Origin of the sequence: Salmonella sp. SAL4457 (assembly GCF_046548235.1) — a bacterium.
GTDB classification, from domain to species: domain Bacteria; phylum Pseudomonadota; class Gammaproteobacteria; order Enterobacterales; family Enterobacteriaceae; genus Salmonella; species Salmonella enterica.
On sequence record NZ_JBGDZO010000006.1, the window covers coordinates 185,368 to 203,490 of the forward strand.

Consider the following 18,123-nt stretch of genomic DNA (forward strand, 5'->3'; position numbering starts at 1 on the left):
AAGGCGTAACACGTCGCCATCCGGCAACACACAGCTTACTTACGGGTAAGCTTGTCCAGATCGGCTTCGATTTCACTGATCTTATTCGCGACGACGCTTTCCAGATGGCGCAAGTCGTCGAGGATCTTACGTTTGAGATCGAGTTCTGAGCGGTCGCGCTGGCAGATTTGGTCCAGCTCGTCAATCACATAGCGTAGGTTAGGGCTAATCTCCTGTACTTCTTTATAACCCTGACCGATGCCATCGGCCACCACCGTTTTACGCTGGCGTGGATACTTAAACTTCACGCTTTTAGCAAAGAATTCACCTCTATCCTTTTGAAAATAGATTTTCAGGATATCGTTATTGGCTTCTTGCCGCAGGCTGTAACGATCGATTTCCTCAGGATTGGTAATGCCCAGACTTTTTAGATTGTCATACATAGCGGTATCCTTCATCACACTATAACTTTTGAATAATTAACGAAAAATTGGTTTTTCGCCACCAATGTATACAAAAAAAGCGTAGTTGATCGCAGAAGACGTCTCGGCAACGTCATGAGCAAAAGGGCGGCGGTTATTGATAGCTTAAGTAATTCAACGCGATATTCCGTTTATAGAGAAAGCGTTTGAGGTCAGTGTGGGAAATTGACCGGAGGCAGTGGTCGATAACCTTGAGAGGCGGAATCTATGTCCGGAACGTATAATGCCACTATTCGCCGGGTGGTGATTTCCGCCTGGATAGGAAACTCCATTGAATATTATGATTTTCTATTATATGGCCTGGCAAGCGCGCTGGTATTTGGCCCGCTTTTTTTCCCTGGCGCCAGCCCATTGACTGCAACGTTATCTTCTTTTGCCAGTTTCGGCGTGGGATTTATTTCCCGACCGCTGGGCGCGCTATTTTTTGGCAACAGGGGGGATACGCTTGGGCGTAAAAACACGTTATTAATCACGTTAGGCGGGATGGGCGCGGTCACGTTTCTCATCGGTTGCCTGCCTTCTTACGCCAGTATCGGCGCGCTGGCGCCTGCTTTACTGGTTATTCTGCGTTTTCTACAGGGATTTATGGTTGGAGGTGAATGGGGAGGCGCCATGTTGATGGTCGTGGAATATGCTGCTGGAAAGCACCGGGGGCGGTTAAGCGCGCTATCGCAAACAGGAGGACTCACGGGACAATTATTGGCGACAGGCGTATTTATAGTCGTGACCCAATTACCGAAGGAGGCGTTGTTATCGTGGGGATGGCGTATTCCTTTTCTGCTCAGTGCGCTTTTGGTGTTGCCGGGATTATATATGCGTCATCGTCTGGATGAGACGCCTGTCTTCCGTGCGTTTAAAAAGCAGCAGGCCATTAATCATAGGCAGCAAAGAGAAGAAAGGCCGGTGGTCAAAGTAGTACGAGAACAATGGCGCAGCATTTTGCTGATTATAATTCTGCGTTTTGCGGAAAGCGTTCCCTTTTTTCTTGCTACCGTCTTCGCGGTTTCCTGGGCGACGACGCAGCTTGGGATTGCCAGCCTGACTATTCTGTACATTGTAATGTTCACCTGTCTGCTGGCGTATCCCATGCACGTGCTATTTGGCATCATGTCGGATCGGCGTGGCTGCCGTCAGGTGTATATTTTCGGCGCGCTTTTTGTCGCGGCAATGGCTTTTCCCTTTTTCTGGCTGCTGGAAAGCCGTTCGCTCATACTGATGACAATGGGCTACGTTCTGCTTATTAACATTGGTCATAATTCACTGAATGCCGTGCAACCTTCTTTTTTCGCCGGACTGTTTCATCCGCCTGTACGCTACAGCGGTTCATCAATTGGCGCTCAGTTGGGGGCGGTTGTGGCAGGGGGATTCACGCCGTTTATCGCTAAAGCGTTAAGCGCAGTCTATGATAACAGTTGGACGTTGGTTGCCGGTTATGTCGTTTTGACTGCGCTGGCTTCGGCGTTTGCGGCAAAGATTGCGCCGGAAACCGTGTTACCGCATTCGCCGTAATGCAAAGGGGGGCTGTCGCCCCCGCTTTTCACTCGCTTAATCAATAGTGCGCAATAATTCGTTAATGCCCACTTTACCACGCGTTTTGGCGTCGACTTTTTTCACGATCACCGCGCAGTACAAACTGTACTTACCGTCTTTTGACGGCAGGTTGCCGGAAACGACCACGGAGCCCGCCGGTACGCGGCCATAGTGAACTTCACCGGTTTCGCGATCGTAGATTTTGGTGCTCTGGCCGAGGTATACCCCCATGGAAATGACGGAACCTTCTTCGACAATGACGCCTTCCACGACCTCAGAACGCGCGCCAATAAAGCAGTTGTCTTCAATGATGGTTGGGTTAGCCTGCAGCGGCTCCAGTACGCCGCCGATACCCACGCCGCCGGAAAGGTGAACATTTTTACCAATCTGCGCGCAGGAACCCACCGTCGCCCAGGTGTCAACCATGGTGCCTTCGTCAACGTAGGCGCCGATGTTAACGTAAGACGGCATCAGCACGGTGTTGCGGGCGATAAATGCGCCCTGACGAACGGCCGCAGGCGGAACGACGCGGAAGCCTTCTTTCTGAAAACGCGCTTCGTCGTAATCAGCGAATTTCATCGGGACTTTATCGAAGTAGCGGCTTTCCGCACCGTCGATAACCTGGTTATCGTTAATACGGAAAGAGAGCAGAACCGCTTTCTTCAACCACTGGTGAGTGACCCACTGACCGTCGATTTTTTCTGCGACACGCAGCGCGCCGGAATCAAGTAGAGAAATGACCTGTTTTACCGCCTCTCGGGTCACGGTATCTACATTAGCCGGCGTAATATCGGCGCGGCGCTCAAAAGCGGTCTCAATAACGTTCTGTAACTGCTGCATTGTTAAACTCTTTCATATAAATAAACACACTACCCTTTATCGTTTGGATTGAGGGCCGCTGTCAACCGTTGTTGCACCTCAAGTTGCAGCACATTATTAAGTGCGCGCCGATCCGCTGTGGCGATTATGAATAAATCTTCTACTCGTTCACCAATGGTTGTAATTCGGGCGCCATGAAGCGAAATTCCCAGATCGGCAAAAATTTGTCCGACCCTGGCCAGCAGACCAGGCTGATCGAGCGCGATCAATTCCATGAATGATTTTCTGTCGGTATGGGTGGGCAGAAAATTGACTTCCGTTTCGACCGTAAAGTGCCGTAACTTTGCCGGTTGCCGACGCGGCTGCGGCGGCTGCCAGCTACGCTGCGTAATGGTTTGTTCAAGACCGGTGCGAATAACGTCATGGCGATCCGCCGCCAGCGGGCTGCCGTCTGGTTCCAGAACGATAAACGTATCCATTGCCATGCCGTCGCGAGTGGTAAAGATCTGCGCGTCATGGACGCTTAAATTACGCCTGTCCAGCTCGGCGCAGACGGCGGCAAACAGATAGGGTCTGTCCGGACTCCAGATAAAAATTTCGGTTCCGCCGCGCGTGGCCTGCGGACTGAGCAACACTAACGGTTGGCGCAGATCGTGCTGCAATAAATGGCGTGCGTGCCAGGCGAGCTGATTTGGACTATGACGAACAAAATAGTTAGCGCGACAGCGGGTCCAGATTTTGTGCAGCGCGGCTTCATCAATATTGTCCATTCGCAGCAGCGCCAGCGCCTGAAGCTGATGGTGACGCACGCGCTCACGCATATCCGGCGTATTTTGCATTCCACGCCTGAGCTGTTTTTCAGTGGCGAAGTACAGCTCGCGCAGCAGGCTCTGTTTCCAGCTATTCCACAAGGTTTCGTTGGTCGCGCAGATGTCCGCGACGGTCAGGCAGACCAGAAAACGCAGCCGTGTTTCGGTTTGCACCTCTTCGGCAAACTGCTTGATGACTTCCGGATCCTGGATGTCGCGGCGCTGGGCGGTGACTGACATTAGCAGGTGTTGGCGCACCAGCCACGCGACCAGTTGCGTTTCGCGTGAGTTCAAACCGTGCAGTTCGGCGAAGGTGAGTACATCCTGCGCGCCCAGTACGGAATGGTCGCCGCCGCGTCCTTTCGCAATATCGTGGAACAGTGCGGCGATCAGGATCAGTTCCGGATGGGGAAGCCGCGGCCAGAGATCGACGCATAGCGGATGGCGTTGGCGCGTCTCTTCTTTCGCAAAGCTCTCCAGTTTGAGCATTACGCGGATGGTGTGTTCATCCACCGTGTATGCGTGGAACAGGTCAAACTGCATTTGTCCGACGATGTGCGACCACTGCGGCATATAAGCCCACAGTACGCTGTGGCGATGCATGGGCAGCAGGCCGCGGCTGACCGCGCCGGGATGGCGCAGCATACTAAGAAACAGAGTGCGCGCCTCCGGGATGTAACATAGCGGTTGGCTCAGGTGGCGGCGGGCGTGGCGCAAGTGGCGTAATGTCGTAGAGTAAATGCCGGTGATCGCGCTATTGCGCACCATCATATAAAACATGCGCAGGATCGCTTGCGGTTCGCGGATAAACAGCGTGTCGTCACGCAGATCAATAAGCGTGCCGCGCAGTTGAAACTCATCGTCAACAGGACGTGGTTTTTCATCCGCAGGTAGCGCCAGAATCGCCTCGTCAAATAGCTGAAGCAGCATCTGATTAAGTTCGCTCACCCGACGCGTAACCCGGAAGTAGTCTTTCATCATCCGCTCAACCGGATCATTGCCCTCGCCGCTGTAGTTAAGGCGTTGAGCGACGCTTAACTGGCGGTCGAACAGCAGGCGGTTATCGTAGCGGCTGACCACCAGATGTAGCGCAAAGCGAATGCGCCACAGGATATGCAGGCATTCGTTGAGCTCCGCGCGCTCAGCCGGGGTTAAAAAGCCGAATCCCACCATCTCATCGAGCGAGGTAGCGCCGAAGTGACGTCGGGCGACCCACTGTAACGTATGGATATCGCGCAGGCCGCCGGGGCTGCTTTTAATATCCGGCTCCAGATTATAGCTGGTACCGTGATAGCGCTGGTGGCGCTGGTTCTGCTCTTCTACTTTGGCGGCGTAAAATTTGTCGGACGGCCAAAAACCTTCGCTGAAAATATGTTTTTGCAGTGCCAGAAACAGAGCGACATCACCGATCAGCAGGCGCGTTTCGATGAGGTTTGTCGCAACGGTTAAATCAGACAGACCTTCCAGCAGACACTCTTCCAGCGTACGTACGCTATGCCCGACATCCAGCTTGACGTCCCATAATAAAGTCAGCAGCTCGCCGACCTTTTGCGCCTGTTCATCGGGTAGCTTTTTGCGGCTTAAAATGAGCAGATCAATATCGGAAAGCGGATGCAGTTCGCCGCGTCCATAGCCGCCGACGGCGACCAGCGCCAGATCGGCAATCTGACCGAAACCGGCCTCAATCCACAGGCGTTGCAACAACTGGTCGATAAATTCGGTTCGGGCTTCAATAAGCTGTTCAGCACAAATGCCGCTGTCAAATGCCTCTCCCAGCCAGTGTTGAAAGATGTCGATGCGGGCTTTGATACCGGCGACGGTCAGTTCAGCGCGCGGCCAGACGCCAGGGTTTTGCGGCTGGTCAGGGAGGGTGGGGAGTGCGGTATTCGCGTGCTGTTCAGGAAGAGTATTCATATGCGCCACCCATTAAAAAGCCGGATAATGGCGTGAACGCCTTATCCGGCCTACGTATTTACTCTTCATCCTTCAAGTTGCTTCTACGTTGGCTGCGCTCGTTCACTCCAGTCACGTACTTATGTACGCTCCTGAAGATTCACTCTCTTGCCGCCTTGAGGCAACTCGAATGATTTTGAGTAAAGGTGTAATTTGTAGGCCTGATAAGATGCGAAGGCATCGCCATCAGGCAAAACATTATTCGTCGTGTGTGATGATCGCCGGGATGGTGTCATCTTTACGCAGCGTCAGAATTTCACAGCCGTTTTCCGTTACCACAATAGTATGCTCGTACTGAGCAGACAAGCTGCGGTCTTTGGTTTTTACCGTCCAGCCGTCTTTCATGGTGCGGATACGGTAATCCCCGGCGTTCAGCATCGGTTCAATGGTAAAGGTCATGCCAGGCTGCAACACGACGCCGCCATCGTCTGCATCATAATGCAGCACCTGCGGTTCTTCATGGAAGCCGCGACCAATACCGTGTCCGCAGTATTCACGTACCACGGAGAAACCTTCGCCTTCGGCATATTTCTGGATGGCGGCGCCAATGGTGCGCAGGCGGATGCCCGGTTTCACCATTTTGATGCCCAGATACAGGCTCTCTTGCGTGACGCGGCACAGACGCTCGCCGAGAATGGTCGGTTTGCCGACGATAAACATCTTCGAGGTATCGCCGTGGAATTCATCTTTAATCACGGTCACGTCGATGTTGACGATATCACCATCTTTCAGATGTTTAGCGTCATCCGGAATGCCGTGGCACACCACTTCATTAATAGAGATACAGACGGATTTCGGATAGCCGTGGTAGCCGAGGCAGGCGGAGATCGCGTGTTGTTCGTTAACGATGTAATCGTTACAGATACGGTCCAGTTCGCCGGTGGTGACGCCCGGTTTGATATACGGTTCGATCATTTCCAGCACTTCGGCTGCCAGACGGCCCGCGACGCGCATTTTTTCGATGTCTTCAGATGTCTTGATAGAGATAGCCATGAATTCTGTCCATCAGTGCCGATGATTTCGGCAATAATTGTGTAAGTGCTGACAATGGTATCAGTCAGGGGTGTACCCTGCCAAATTGAGAATCATTCTGAACTTCGCCTTTCGTGCCACAGGTGCGTTGGCGACATTTTTTCACCCCAGTCACTTACTGGCCGTAAGCTCCCGGGGATGCAAAAATTTGCCGCCTGCCTGTAACACGAAATTCATCGTTCAGTTCAGCACTGAGTGCCAACAATTATTGGTGTCGGTGGCGTATTTGTGGTATAAAGCGCGCCGGACTTCCGATCCATTCGAAGACTACACACGATGGACGGGAGCGACAAATCTCACTTTGTGTAACAACACACACGTATCGGCACATATTCCGGGGTGCCCTTTGGGGTCGGTAATATGGGATACGTGGAGGCATAACCCCAACTTAATCTATAGAGGTTTTAAATCATGGCAACTGTTTCCATGCGCGACATGCTCAAGGCTGGTGTTCACTTTGGTCACCAGACCCGTTACTGGAACCCGAAAATGAAGCCTTTCATCTTCGGCGCGCGTAACAAAGTTCACATCATCAACCTTGAGAAAACTGTACCGATGTTCAACGAAGCTCTGGCTGAACTGAACAAGATCTCTGCTCGTAAAGGTAAAATCCTTTTCGTTGGTACTAAACGCGCTGCAAGCGAAGCGGTGAAAGAAGCTGCTAACAGCTGCGACCAGTTCTTCGTGAACCATCGCTGGCTGGGCGGTATGCTGACTAACTGGAAAACAGTTCGTCAGTCCATCAAACGTCTGAAAGACCTGGAAACTCAGTCTCAGGACGGTACTTTCGAAAAGCTGACCAAGAAAGAAGCGCTGATGCGTACTCGTGAGCTTGAGAAACTGGAAAACAGCCTGGGCGGTATCAAAGACATGGGCGGTCTGCCGGACGCTCTGTTCGTTATCGATGCTGACCACGAGCACATTGCTATCAAAGAAGCGAACAACCTGGGTATCCCGGTATTTGCTATCGTTGATACCAACTCTGATCCGGACGGCGTTGACTTCGTTATCCCGGGTAACGATGACGCAATCCGTGCTGTTAGCCTGTACCTGGGCGCTGTCGCTGCAACCGTTCGTGAAGGCCGTTCTCAGGATCTGGCTTCCCAGGCGGAAGAAAGCTTCGTAGAAGCCGAGTAATAAGGCTTGATAACTCCCTAAAATAGTTCGAGTTGCAGGAAGGCGGCAAGCTCGAGAATTCCCGGGAGCTTACATCAGTAAGTGACCGGGATGAGCGAGTGAAGGCAACGCGCCTGCGGCTCGAAATATGAAGGGGAGAGCCCTTATAGACCAGGTAGTATCACGTTTGGTTAGGGGGCCTGTATATGGCCCCCTTTTTCACTTTTATATCTGTGCGGTTTGATGCCGGGCAGATCAAATCTTTCGAGGATTTTAGAATGGCTGAAATTACCGCATCCCTGGTAAAAGAGCTGCGTGAGCGTACCGGCGCAGGCATGATGGATTGCAAAAAAGCGCTGACTGAAGCGAATGGCGACATTGAGCTGGCAATCGAAAACATGCGTAAGTCTGGCGCTATCAAAGCGGCGAAAAAAGCAGGCAACGTGGCTGCTGACGGCGTAATCAAAACCAAAATCGACGGCAACGTCGCTTTCATTCTGGAAGTTAACTGCCAGACTGACTTCGTGGCTAAAGATGCTGGCTTCCAGGCATTTGCTGACAAAGTGCTGGACGCCGCTGTTGCTGGCAAAATCACTGACGTAGAAGTTCTGAAAGCACAGTTCGAAGAAGAGCGCGTTGCTCTGGTAGCGAAAATTGGCGAGAACATCAACATTCGTCGCGTCGCTTCCCTGGAAGGCGACGTTCTGGGTTCTTACCAGCACGGTGCGCGCATCGGCGTTCTGGTTGCCGCTAAAGGCGCTGACGAAGAGCTGGTTAAGCAGCTGGCGATGCACGTTGCGGCAAGCAAGCCGGAATTCGTTAAGCCGGAAGATGTGTCTGCTGACGTGGTAGAGAAAGAGTACCAGGTACAGCTGGACATCGCGATGCAGTCCGGTAAGCCGAAAGAAATCGCAGAGAAAATGGTTGAAGGCCGCATGAAGAAATTCACCGGCGAAGTTTCTCTGACTGGTCAGCCTTTCGTCATGGAACCGAGCAAATCTGTTGGCCAACTGCTGAAAGAGCACAACGCTGACGTGACTGGCTTCATCCGCTTTGAAGTGGGCGAAGGCATTGAGAAAGTCGAGACTGACTTTGCAGCAGAAGTTGCTGCGATGTCTAAGCAGTCCTGATTTTCCTGAGGAGCCGCCTGAGGGCGGCTTCTTTTTGCGCCTCTCTTGTAAAATCAGCCGACGCCTGGCGTCTGCGCTGAAATGCGACGTACAATGTCGCCGGAATTAACTCATATCAATCGTTGACAGTCTCAGGAAAGAAACATGGCTACCAATGCAAAACCCGTCTATAAACGCATTCTGCTTAAATTAAGCGGCGAAGCTCTGCAGGGTACGGAAGGCTTCGGTATTGATGCAAGCATACTGGATCGTATGGCTCAGGAGATCAAAGAACTGGTTGAACTGGGTATTCAGGTTGGTGTGGTGATTGGCGGTGGTAACCTGTTCCGTGGCGCGGGTCTGGCAAAAGCGGGGATGAACCGCGTTGTGGGCGACCACATGGGCATGTTGGCCACCGTCATGAACGGCCTGGCAATGCGTGATGCGCTTCACCGCGCCTATGTGAACGCCCGCCTGATGTCGGCAATTCCTTTAAACGGCGTGTGCGACAACTACAGTTGGGCCGAGGCGATTAGCCTGCTGCGTAATAACCGTGTTGTGATTCTGTCTGCAGGTACGGGTAACCCGTTCTTCACTACCGACTCTGCGGCCTGTCTGCGCGGGATCGAAATTGAAGCGGATGTCGTACTGAAAGCGACCAAAGTGGATGGTGTATTCACTGCCGATCCGGCAAAAGATCCTTCCGCGACCATGTACGATCAGCTGACCTACAGCGAAGTGCTGGATAAAGAGCTGAAAGTGATGGATCTGGCGGCGTTCACGCTGGCTCGTGACCACAAACTGCCGATTCGTGTTTTCAACATGAACAAACCGGGCGCGCTGCGTCGTGTGGTGATGGGCGAAAAAGAAGGGACGTTAATCACGGAATAATTCCCGTGAGCGCCAAATACGGGTAAGATTCTGTTCTATTGACGGGTCTTATTACCTGGCAGAAATTAAACGAGACTATACTTAGCACATCTTTATATTGTGTGACCGTCTGGTCTGACTGAGACTAGTTTTCAAGGATTCGTAACGTGATTAGCGATATCAGAAAAGATGCTGAAGTACGCATGGAAAAATGCGTTGAAGCGTTCAAAACCCAAATCAGCAAAGTGCGCACGGGTCGTGCTTCTCCCAGCCTGCTGGATGGTATTGTCGTAGAATACTATGGCACTCCGACCCCGCTGCGCCAGTTGGCAAGCGTAACGGTAGAAGACTCCCGTACCTTAAAAATTAACGTGTTTGACCGTTCTATGGGGCCAGCCGTTGAAAAAGCGATCATGGCGTCAGACCTCGGTTTGAATCCAAGCTCTGCGGGCACCGACATTCGCGTTCCGCTGCCGCCGCTGACCGAAGAACGTCGTAAAGATCTGACGAAAATTGTCCGTGGCGAAGCGGAGCAGGCGCGTGTCGCCGTTCGTAACGTCCGCCGTGATGCGAACGATAAAGTAAAAGCTCTGCTGAAAGATAAAGCGATCAGTGAAGATGACGATCGTCGCTCTCAGGAAGAAGTACAGAAAATGACCGACGCGGCAATTAAGAAAGTGGATGCGGCGTTGGCAGATAAAGAAGCAGAACTGATGCAGTTCTGATTGATCTGTACGCAGATATAAACTCATTCCACCGCTAAACCTGGCGGATGAGTGGTGTACAAAGCGCCGCGCAGAAGACATTATCAGGTCTCCTGTGCGGCGTTTTGCTTTTTATTCCGTTTCAACACTTCTGGACGTTTCATGAAGCAATTAACCATTCTGGGCTCGACCGGCTCTATTGGTTGCAGCACACTGGACGTGGTGCGCCATAATCCTGATAGCTTCCGCGTTATCGCGCTGGTGGCGGGTAAAAATGTCGCCCGCATGGCGGAGCAGTGCCTGGAGTTCTCGCCGCGTTATGCCGTGATGGACGATACGTCGAGCGCAGAACAGCTCAAAATAATGCTTCAGCAGCATGGCAGCCGCACCGAGGTTCTGAGCGGTCAGCAGGCTGCCTGTGAGATGGCGGCGCTTGATGAGGTCGGGCATGTGATGGCGGCCATTGTGGGCGCGGCTGGTTTACTGCCGACCCTGGCGGCGATTCGCGCAGGGAAGACGATTCTGCTGGCGAATAAAGAATCGCTGGTGACCTGCGGGCGGCTGTTTATGGACGAAGTAAAACGCAGCAACGCCCGGCTTTTACCCGTCGATAGCGAACATAACGCGATTTTTCAGAGTTTGCCGCAATCTATTCAGCATAATCTGGGATACGCTGACCTTGAGCAAAATGGCGTAACGTCGATTTTGCTTACCGGGTCTGGTGGCCCGTTTCGTGAAACGCCAATGTGCGATCTGGCAGCGATGACGCCGGATCAGGCATGTCGTCATCCGAACTGGTCGATGGGGCGAAAAATCTCCGTCGACTCCGCCACCATGATGAATAAAGGTCTGGAATACATTGAAGCGCGTTGGTTATTTAATGCCAGCGCACGTCAGATGGAAGTGTTGATCCATCCGCAATCGGTCATTCATTCGATGGTGCGTTATCAGGACGGCAGCGTCCTGGCGCAGCTTGGAGAACCTGACATGCGTACGCCTATTGCGCATACGATGGCATGGCCGAATCGCGTCACGTCCGGCGCGCAGCCGCTTGATTTTTGCAAACTCAGCGCGCTGACGTTTAGCGCGCCAGATTATCAGCGTTATCCGTGCCTGAAGCTGGCGATGGAGGCGTTTGAGCAAGGTCAGGCGGCAACGACGGCGCTCAATGCGGCAAACGAAATCACCGTTGCCGCGTTTCTGGCGCAACAGATTCGTTTTACCGATATCGCCGGGCTCAATTTAGCGGTGCTGGAGAGGATGGATTTACAGGAACCGGCAAGCGTTGAGGACGTATTGCAGGTTGACGCCATCGCGCGTGAAGTAGCCAGAAAACAAGTGATACGGCTCTCACGCTGACGATTATCCCGCGACAGAAGATCGTGCTATTTGTTAGCGTTGGGCTTCGGTGATATAGTCTGCGCCACCTGATCGCAGGTTTTTGGCTTTTTTCGGTCAGGTTAGCCGTGGTTTTACACGGCTTTTTTGTGGATACACAAAATCATTCAGGACGCATCGGGACGGCAGGCGAATACGTTCCCGGCGTGCGCAGACAGCGCACGACAGGGGCGATGACGCGCAGCCATCCGCGAAGCGGACCGAAGAGAATGTGTATAAAGGCTTCAGTATTCCTGAGTACCGCTAAATCCTTTCAGGGACAAAAAACGCGTTATGTTGTCTGCAACTCAACCAGTAAGCGAAAATTTGCCAGCGCATGGCTGCCGTCATGTTGCAATAATTATGGATGGCAATGGTCGCTGGGCGAAAAAGCAAGGGAAGATCCGGGCCTTTGGGCATAAAGCCGGGGCGAAGTCCGTCCGGCGAGCGGTCTCTTTTGCTGCCAATAACGGTATTGATGCGTTAACGCTGTATGCCTTTAGTAGTGAAAACTGGAACCGACCGGCGCAGGAAGTGAGCGCGTTAATGGAGCTGTTTGTGTGGGCGCTGGATAGCGAAGTCAAAAGCCTGCACCGCCATAACGTTCGCCTGCGTATTATCGGCGATATCAGCCGATTCAACTCACGTTTACAAGAACGTATTCGCAAATCAGAAGCGCTTACCGCCCATAATACGGGTCTAACGCTGAATATCGCTGCGAATTACGGCGGACGTTGGGATATTGTCCAGGGAGTCCGACAACTGGCGGAACAGGTGCAGGCTGGAGTGCTGCGCCCCGATCAGATTGATGAAGAGAGACTAGGCCAGCAAATCTGTATGCATGAGCTGGCGCCTGTGGATTTAGTAATTAGGACTGGGGGAGAGCATCGCATTAGTAACTTTTTGCTTTGGCAAATTGCCTATGCCGAACTTTACTTTACGGATGTTCTTTGGCCCGATTTCGATGAACAAGACTTTGAAGGTGCGCTGCATGCCTTTGCTAATCGAGAGCGTCGTTTCGGCGGTACCGAGCTTGGTGATGACAAAGCCTGATGGGGGTTGCTTTTGCTGAAGTATCGCCTGATTTCTGCTTTTGTGTTAATACCCGCGGTCATCGCTGCGCTTTTTTTATTGCCGCCGGTGGGGTTCGCCATTATTACGCTGGTTGTCTGTATGCTGGCCGCGTGGGAATGGGGACAGTTAAGCGGTTTCGCCGCGCGTTCACAGCGGGTTTGGCTGGCGGTGCTGTGTGGTCTGTTATTGGCGCTGATGCTATTTTTGTTGCCTGAGTATCATCACAACATTCGTCAACCGCTGGTTGAGATGTCGCTTTGGGCATCGTTAGGATGGTGGGTTGTCGCGCTACTGCTGGTGCTATTTTATCCCGGTTCGGCGGCAATCTGGCGCAACTCAAAAACATTGCGTCTCATTTTCGGTTTGTTAACTATTGTGCCATTTTTCTGGGGAATGCTGGCGCTGCGCGCCTGGCACTATGACGAGAATCATTACAGTGGCGCAATATGGCTACTCTATGTCATGATCCTGGTCTGGGGAGCGGACTCTGGCGCGTATATGTTTGGTAAATTATTTGGCAAACATAAGCTGGCGCCGAAGGTTTCCCCGGGTAAAACCTGGCAAGGGTTTATCGGCGGGCTTGCTACGGCTGCCGTGATCTCATGGGGTTACGGTATGTGGGCGAATCTGAATGTTGCGCCTGTTATCTTGCTGATTTGCTCTGTGGTGGCGGCTCTGGCTTCTGTACTGGGCGACCTCACCGAGAGTATGTTTAAGCGCGAAGCAGGAATTAAGGATAGCGGCCACTTGATTCCAGGCCATGGCGGCATTCTGGACCGAATTGACAGCCTGACGGCTGCCGTACCGGTCTTTGCTTGCCTGTTGTTACTGGTGTTCAGGACGCTCTAACGGAAGGTTTTATGCTGAGTATTCTCTGGAATCTGGCTGCATTCATCATCGCACTGGGCGTGCTGATCACTGTGCATGAATTTGGTCATTTCTGGGTTGCCCGGCGCTGCGGTGTGCGAGTTGAGCGCTTTTCCATCGGTTTTGGCAAAGCGCTCTGGCGTCGTACCGATCGGTACGGCACCGAGTATGTCATCGCCCTGATCCCGCTGGGCGGCTACGTCAAAATGCTGGATGAACGCGCCGAACCGGTAGCGCCGGAATTGCGTCGTCACGCCTTCAATAACAAAACGGTGGGCCAGCGCGCCGCAATTATTGCCGCAGGTCCGGTTGCGAACTTCATTTTTGCTATCTTTGCTTACTGGCTGGTCTTTATCATCGGCGTCCCAGGCGTTCGTCCGGTCATTGGCGAAATAACGCCCAACTCGATTGCTGCGCAGGCGCAAATTGCGCCTGGTACGGAACTTAAAGCTGTTGATGGTATCGAAACCCCTGATTGGGATGCCGTGCGTTTACAACTGGTGTCCAAAATTGGCGATCAGCAGACGACGGTGAGCGTCGCGCCGTTTGGTAGCGACCAGCGGCAGGACAAAACGCTTGATTTACGTCACTGGGCATTTGAGCCTGATAAGCAAGATCCTGTATCTTCTTTAGGGATTCGGCCCCGCGGGCCACAGATTGAACCGGTACTGTCAGAAGTGCAGGCGAATTCCGCAGCCAGTAAAGCGGGTTTGCAAGCGGGCGACAGGATCGTTAAAGTCGATGGTCAGCCGTTAACGCAGTGGATGAAATTCGTGACGTTTGTACGCGATAATCCCGGTAAGCCGTTAGCGTTAGAGATTGAAAGGCAGGGGAGCGCCTTGTCGTTGACGTTAACGCCGGATACGAAATCGGTTAACGGAAAGGCGGAAGGGTTTGCAGGCGTGGTGCCTAAAATTATTCCTCTGCCGGAAGAGTACAAGACTATACGCCAGTATGGGCCTTTTAGCGCCATCCTCGAAGCCACGGATAAGACGTGGCAGTTGATGAAGCTGACGGTCAGTATGCTGGGTAAATTGATAACCGGTGATGTGAAACTGAACAACCTCAGTGGGCCGATTTCTATCGCTCAGGGGGCTGGGATGTCAGCGGAGTTCGGGGTGATTTATTACCTGATGTTCCTTGCGCTAATCAGCGTGAACTTAGGGATAATCAACCTGTTTCCGCTGCCCGTTCTTGACGGGGGTCATCTGCTGTTCCTGGCGATTGAAAAGCTTAAGGGCGGGCCGGTATCCGAGCGGGTTCAAGACTTTAGTTATCGCATTGGCTCGATTTTGCTGGTGTTGTTAATGGGGCTTGCACTTTTCAATGATTTCTCTCGGTTGTAAGAGAGTTAGTTAGGAAGAACGCATAATAACGATGGCGATGAAAAAGTTGCTCATAGCGTCGCTGCTGTTCAGCAGCGCCACCGTATACGGTGCTGAAGGGTTCGTAGTGAAGGACATTCATTTCGAAGGCCTGCAGCGAGTCGCCGTTGGTGCGGCTCTCCTCAGTATGCCGGTGCGCACAGGCGACACGGTTAATGATGAAGATATCAGTAACACCATTCGCGCTCTGTTCGCCACCGGCAACTTTGAGGACGTCCGCGTCCTGCGCGATGGTAATACCCTTCTGGTTCAGGTAAAAGAACGTCCGACCATTGCCAGCATCACTTTCTCCGGGAACAAGTCGGTGAAAGATGACATGCTCAAGCAAAACCTCGAAGCGTCTGGCGTACGTGTTGGCGAGTCTCTGGATCGCACCACGCTGTCTGATATCGAAAAAGGTCTGGAAGACTTTTACTATAGCGTAGGTAAATACAGCGCCAGCGTTAAGGCGGTCGTCACGCCGCTGCCGCGCAACCGTGTTGATCTTAAACTGGTGTTCCAGGAGGGCGTATCGGCGAAGATCCAACAGATCAACATCGTCGGTAACCATGCCTTTAGCACCGAAGAACTCATTTCTCATTTCCAGTTGCGTGACGAAGTGCCGTGGTGGAACGTCGTCGGCGATCGTAAATACCAGAAACAGAAGCTGGCGGGCGACCTTGAAACCTTGCGCAGCTACTATCTGGATCGCGGCTACGCGCGTTTCAATATTGACTCCACGCAAGTGAGTCTGACGCCGGATAAGAAAGGGATCTACATCACCGTCAATATCACCGAAGGCGATCAGTACAAGCTTTCCGGGGTTCAGGTGAGCGGTAACCTGGCCGGACATTCCGCTGAAATTGAGAAACTGACGAAAATTGAACCGGGCGAGCTCTATAACGGCACCAAAGTGACCAAAATGGAAGATGACATCAAAAAGCTTCTGGGTCGCTATGGTTACGCCTATCCGCGCGTGCAGTCACAGCCTGAAATTAACGATGCTGACAAAACCGTAAAACTGCGCGTGAACGTCGATGCGGGCAACCGTTTCTACGTGCGTAAGATCCGCTTTGAAGGCAACGATACCTCAAAAGATTCCGTTCTGCGCCGTGAAATGCGCCAGATGGAAGGGGCGTGGCTGGGCAGCGACCTGGTTGACCAGGGTAAAGAGCGTCTGAACCGTCTCGGCTTCTTTGAAACCGTCGACACCGACACGCAGCGCGTTCCGGGTAGCCCGGATCAGGTTGATGTGGTGTACAAGGTGAAAGAGCGTAATACCGGTAGCTTCAACTTCGGTATCGGTTACGGTACAGAAAGCGGCGTGAGCTTCCAGGCCGGCGTTCAGCAGGACAACTGGTTAGGTACCGGTTATTCCGTGGGGATTAACGGCACCAAAAACGACTACCAGACCTACAGCGAACTGTCCGTTACTAACCCATACTTTACCGTTGACGGCGTGAGCCTCGGTGGTCGTATCTTCTATAACGACTTCCAGGCGGACGATGCCGACCTGTCCGACTATACCAACAAGAGTTACGGTACGGACGTGACGCTTGGCTTCCCCATCAACGAGTACAACACGTTGCGTGCTGGTCTGGGTTATGTCCATAACAAACTGTCCAACATGCAGCCGCAGATCGCGATGGATCGTTATCTTGAGTCGATGGGACAATCTGCTGATACCAGCAGTTTTGCCGCTGATGACTTCACCTTTAACTACGGCTGGACCTATAACAAGCTTGACCGTGGTTATTTCCCGACGGACGGCTCGCGAGTCAACCTGACGGGTAAGGTGACGATTCCAGGTTCCGACAACGAATACTACAAAGTGTCGCTGGATACCGCGACCTATGTGCCTATTGATAACGATCACAAGTGGGTGGTTCTGGGGCGTACTCGTTGGGGTTATGGCGATGGTTTAGGCGGCAAGGAAATGCCGTTCTATGAGAACTTCTATGCCGGTGGTTCCAGTACCGTGCGTGGTTTCCAGTCGAATACTATCGGCCCGAAAGCGGTCTATAAAAATGGCGCCCACACTAGTGGGGACGATAATGATGATTACGAAGACTGTACTCAGGAATCAGGCTGTAAATCAGATGATGCGGTAGGTGGTAATGCCATGGCTGTCGCCAGCCTGGAATTTATTACCCCGACGCCGTTCATCAGCGACAAGTATGCCAACTCGGTTCGTACCTCCTTCTTCTGGGATATGGGTACCGTTTGGGATACGAACTGGGATCCGTCATCTGCGCCGTCAGATGTACCGGATTACAGCGATCCAGGCAACATCCGTATGTCCGCGGGTATCGCATTACAATGGATGTCCCCATTGGGGCCGTTGGTCTTCTCCTACGCCCAGCCGTTTAAAAAGTACGATGGAGACAAAGCCGAGCAGTTCCAGTTTAACATTGGTAAAACCTGGTAATTGTTCACTGCAAAGGAATGCATTGGTAGTGTAGCGATGACTTTTGGCGATGCCCCCAGGGATCGCCAGGCCACGCAAAGAGCTGTACCTTCGGGTGCAAATGGGATGGTAAGGAGTTTATTGTGAAAAAGTGGTTATTAGCTGCAGGTCTTGGTTTGGCGATGGTAACGTCCGCACAGGCTGCTGACAAAATTGCAATCGTCAACATGGGTAATCTGTTCCAACAGGTTGCGCAGAAGACGGGTGTATCCAATACACTGGAAAACGAATTTAAAGGCCGTGCGGCTGAACTGCAAAAAATGGAAACCGATCTGCAATCTAAAATGCAGCGTCTGCAATCCATGAAAGCAGGTAGCGATCGTACTAAGCTGGAAAAAGACGTGATGTCTCAGCGCCAGACTTTCGCGCAAAAAGCGCAGGCTTTTGAGAAAGATCGCGCTCGTCGTTCCAACGAAGAACGCAACAAACTGGTGACTCGTATCCAGACTGCAGTGAAAAAAGTGGCTAACGACCAGAGTATCGATCTGGTGGTAGACGCAAACACCGTTGCTTACAACAGCAGCGATGTGAAAGACATCACCGCTGACGTACTGAAACAGGTTAAATAAGT

15 protein-coding genes are annotated in these 18,123 nt (G+C 52.4%); 11 read left to right on the plus strand and 4 right to left on the minus strand.

Going from position 1 to position 18,123, the window contains the following annotated elements; translation table 11 throughout:
• Positions 1–35: 35 nt before the first annotated feature.
• On the minus strand, positions 36–422 hold the full coding sequence (locus ACLJNW_RS19030; RefSeq protein WP_000272193.1) for a DUF3461 family protein: 387 nt from the start codon (positions 420–422) through the stop codon (positions 36–38).
• A gap of 246 nt (positions 423–668) precedes the next feature.
• Here ACLJNW_RS19030 and ACLJNW_RS19035 point away from each other — a divergent pair, with 246 nt between their 5' ends.
• Entirely contained in the window at positions 669–1,970 is a 1,302-nt protein-coding gene (locus ACLJNW_RS19035; protein WP_000017181.1) for an MFS transporter, read from the plus strand.
• A gap of 36 nt (positions 1,971–2,006) precedes the next feature.
• Here ACLJNW_RS19035 and dapD read toward each other — a convergent pair whose 3' ends face one another.
• From dapD to map, 3 genes are all read right to left on the minus strand, one after another.
• Positions 2,007–2,831, minus strand: a complete 825-nt coding sequence (gene dapD / locus ACLJNW_RS19040; protein WP_001186670.1) for a 2,3,4,5-tetrahydropyridine-2,6-dicarboxylate N-succinyltransferase — start codon at positions 2,829–2,831, stop codon at positions 2,007–2,009.
• A gap of 29 nt (positions 2,832–2,860) precedes the next feature.
• Positions 2,861–5,533 (minus strand): bifunctional uridylyltransferase/uridylyl-removing protein GlnD, encoded by a 2,673-nt coding sequence (gene glnD / locus ACLJNW_RS19045; RefSeq protein WP_001094519.1) that lies wholly within the window; start codon positions 5,531–5,533, stop codon positions 2,861–2,863.
• 237 nt (positions 5,534–5,770) lie between these two features.
• Positions 5,771–6,565: a type I methionyl aminopeptidase gene (gene map, locus ACLJNW_RS19050; protein WP_001018214.1), complete on the minus strand. Its 795-nt coding sequence runs from the start codon at positions 6,563–6,565 to the stop codon at positions 5,771–5,773.
• 450 nt (positions 6,566–7,015) lie between these two features.
• Here map and rpsB point away from each other — a divergent pair, with 450 nt between their 5' ends.
• The 10 genes from rpsB (at position 7,016) to skp (ending at position 18,121) form a co-directional block, all read left to right on the plus strand.
• Positions 7,016–7,741 (plus strand): 30S ribosomal protein S2, encoded by a 726-nt coding sequence (rpsB, locus tag ACLJNW_RS19055; RefSeq protein WP_000246886.1) that lies wholly within the window; start codon positions 7,016–7,018, stop codon positions 7,739–7,741.
• A gap of 257 nt (positions 7,742–7,998) precedes the next feature.
• Positions 7,999–8,850, plus strand: coding sequence for a translation elongation factor Ts (tsf, locus tag ACLJNW_RS19060; RefSeq protein WP_000808106.1), 852 nt, complete (start codon positions 7,999–8,001; stop codon positions 8,848–8,850).
• A gap of 144 nt (positions 8,851–8,994) precedes the next feature.
• Positions 8,995–9,720, plus strand: coding sequence for a UMP kinase (pyrH, locus tag ACLJNW_RS19065; RefSeq protein ID WP_000224567.1), 726 nt, complete (start codon positions 8,995–8,997; stop codon positions 9,718–9,720).
• Between the two features lie 146 nt (positions 9,721–9,866).
• A complete protein-coding gene (gene frr, locus ACLJNW_RS19070; RefSeq protein WP_000622423.1) occupies positions 9,867–10,424 on the plus strand; it encodes a ribosome recycling factor in 558 nt (185 codons plus the stop codon).
• A 141-nt stretch (positions 10,425–10,565) separates the two neighbouring features.
• Positions 10,566–11,762, plus strand: a complete 1,197-nt coding sequence (gene ispC, locus ACLJNW_RS19075) for a 1-deoxy-D-xylulose-5-phosphate reductoisomerase (RefSeq protein ID WP_000811905.1) — start codon at positions 10,566–10,568, stop codon at positions 11,760–11,762.
• A gap of 312 nt (positions 11,763–12,074) precedes the next feature.
• Entirely contained in the window at positions 12,075–12,833 is a 759-nt protein-coding gene (ispU, locus tag ACLJNW_RS19080) for a (2E,6E)-farnesyl-diphosphate-specific ditrans,polycis-undecaprenyl-diphosphate synthase (protein ID WP_000947412.1), read from the plus strand.
• 12 nt (positions 12,834–12,845) lie between these two features.
• The gene (cdsA, locus tag ACLJNW_RS19085) at positions 12,846–13,703 is read left to right on the plus strand and encodes a phosphatidate cytidylyltransferase (protein ID WP_000922422.1); all 858 of its coding nucleotides are present in this window, start codon (positions 12,846–12,848) and stop codon (positions 13,701–13,703) included.
• 11 nt (positions 13,704–13,714) lie between these two features.
• Entirely contained in the window at positions 13,715–15,067 is a 1,353-nt protein-coding gene (rseP, locus tag ACLJNW_RS19090) for a sigma E protease regulator RseP (protein ID WP_000949017.1), read from the plus strand.
• A 31-nt stretch (positions 15,068–15,098) separates the two neighbouring features.
• Positions 15,099–17,513 (plus strand): outer membrane protein assembly factor BamA, encoded by a 2,415-nt coding sequence (gene bamA, locus ACLJNW_RS19095; protein ID WP_001240928.1) that lies wholly within the window; start codon positions 15,099–15,101, stop codon positions 17,511–17,513.
• Positions 17,514–17,635: 122 nt separating this feature from the next.
• Positions 17,636–18,121, plus strand: a complete 486-nt coding sequence (gene skp / locus ACLJNW_RS19100; protein ID WP_000758966.1) for a molecular chaperone Skp — start codon at positions 17,636–17,638, stop codon at positions 18,119–18,121.
• The last annotated feature ends 2 nt before the right edge of the window (positions 18,122–18,123 follow it).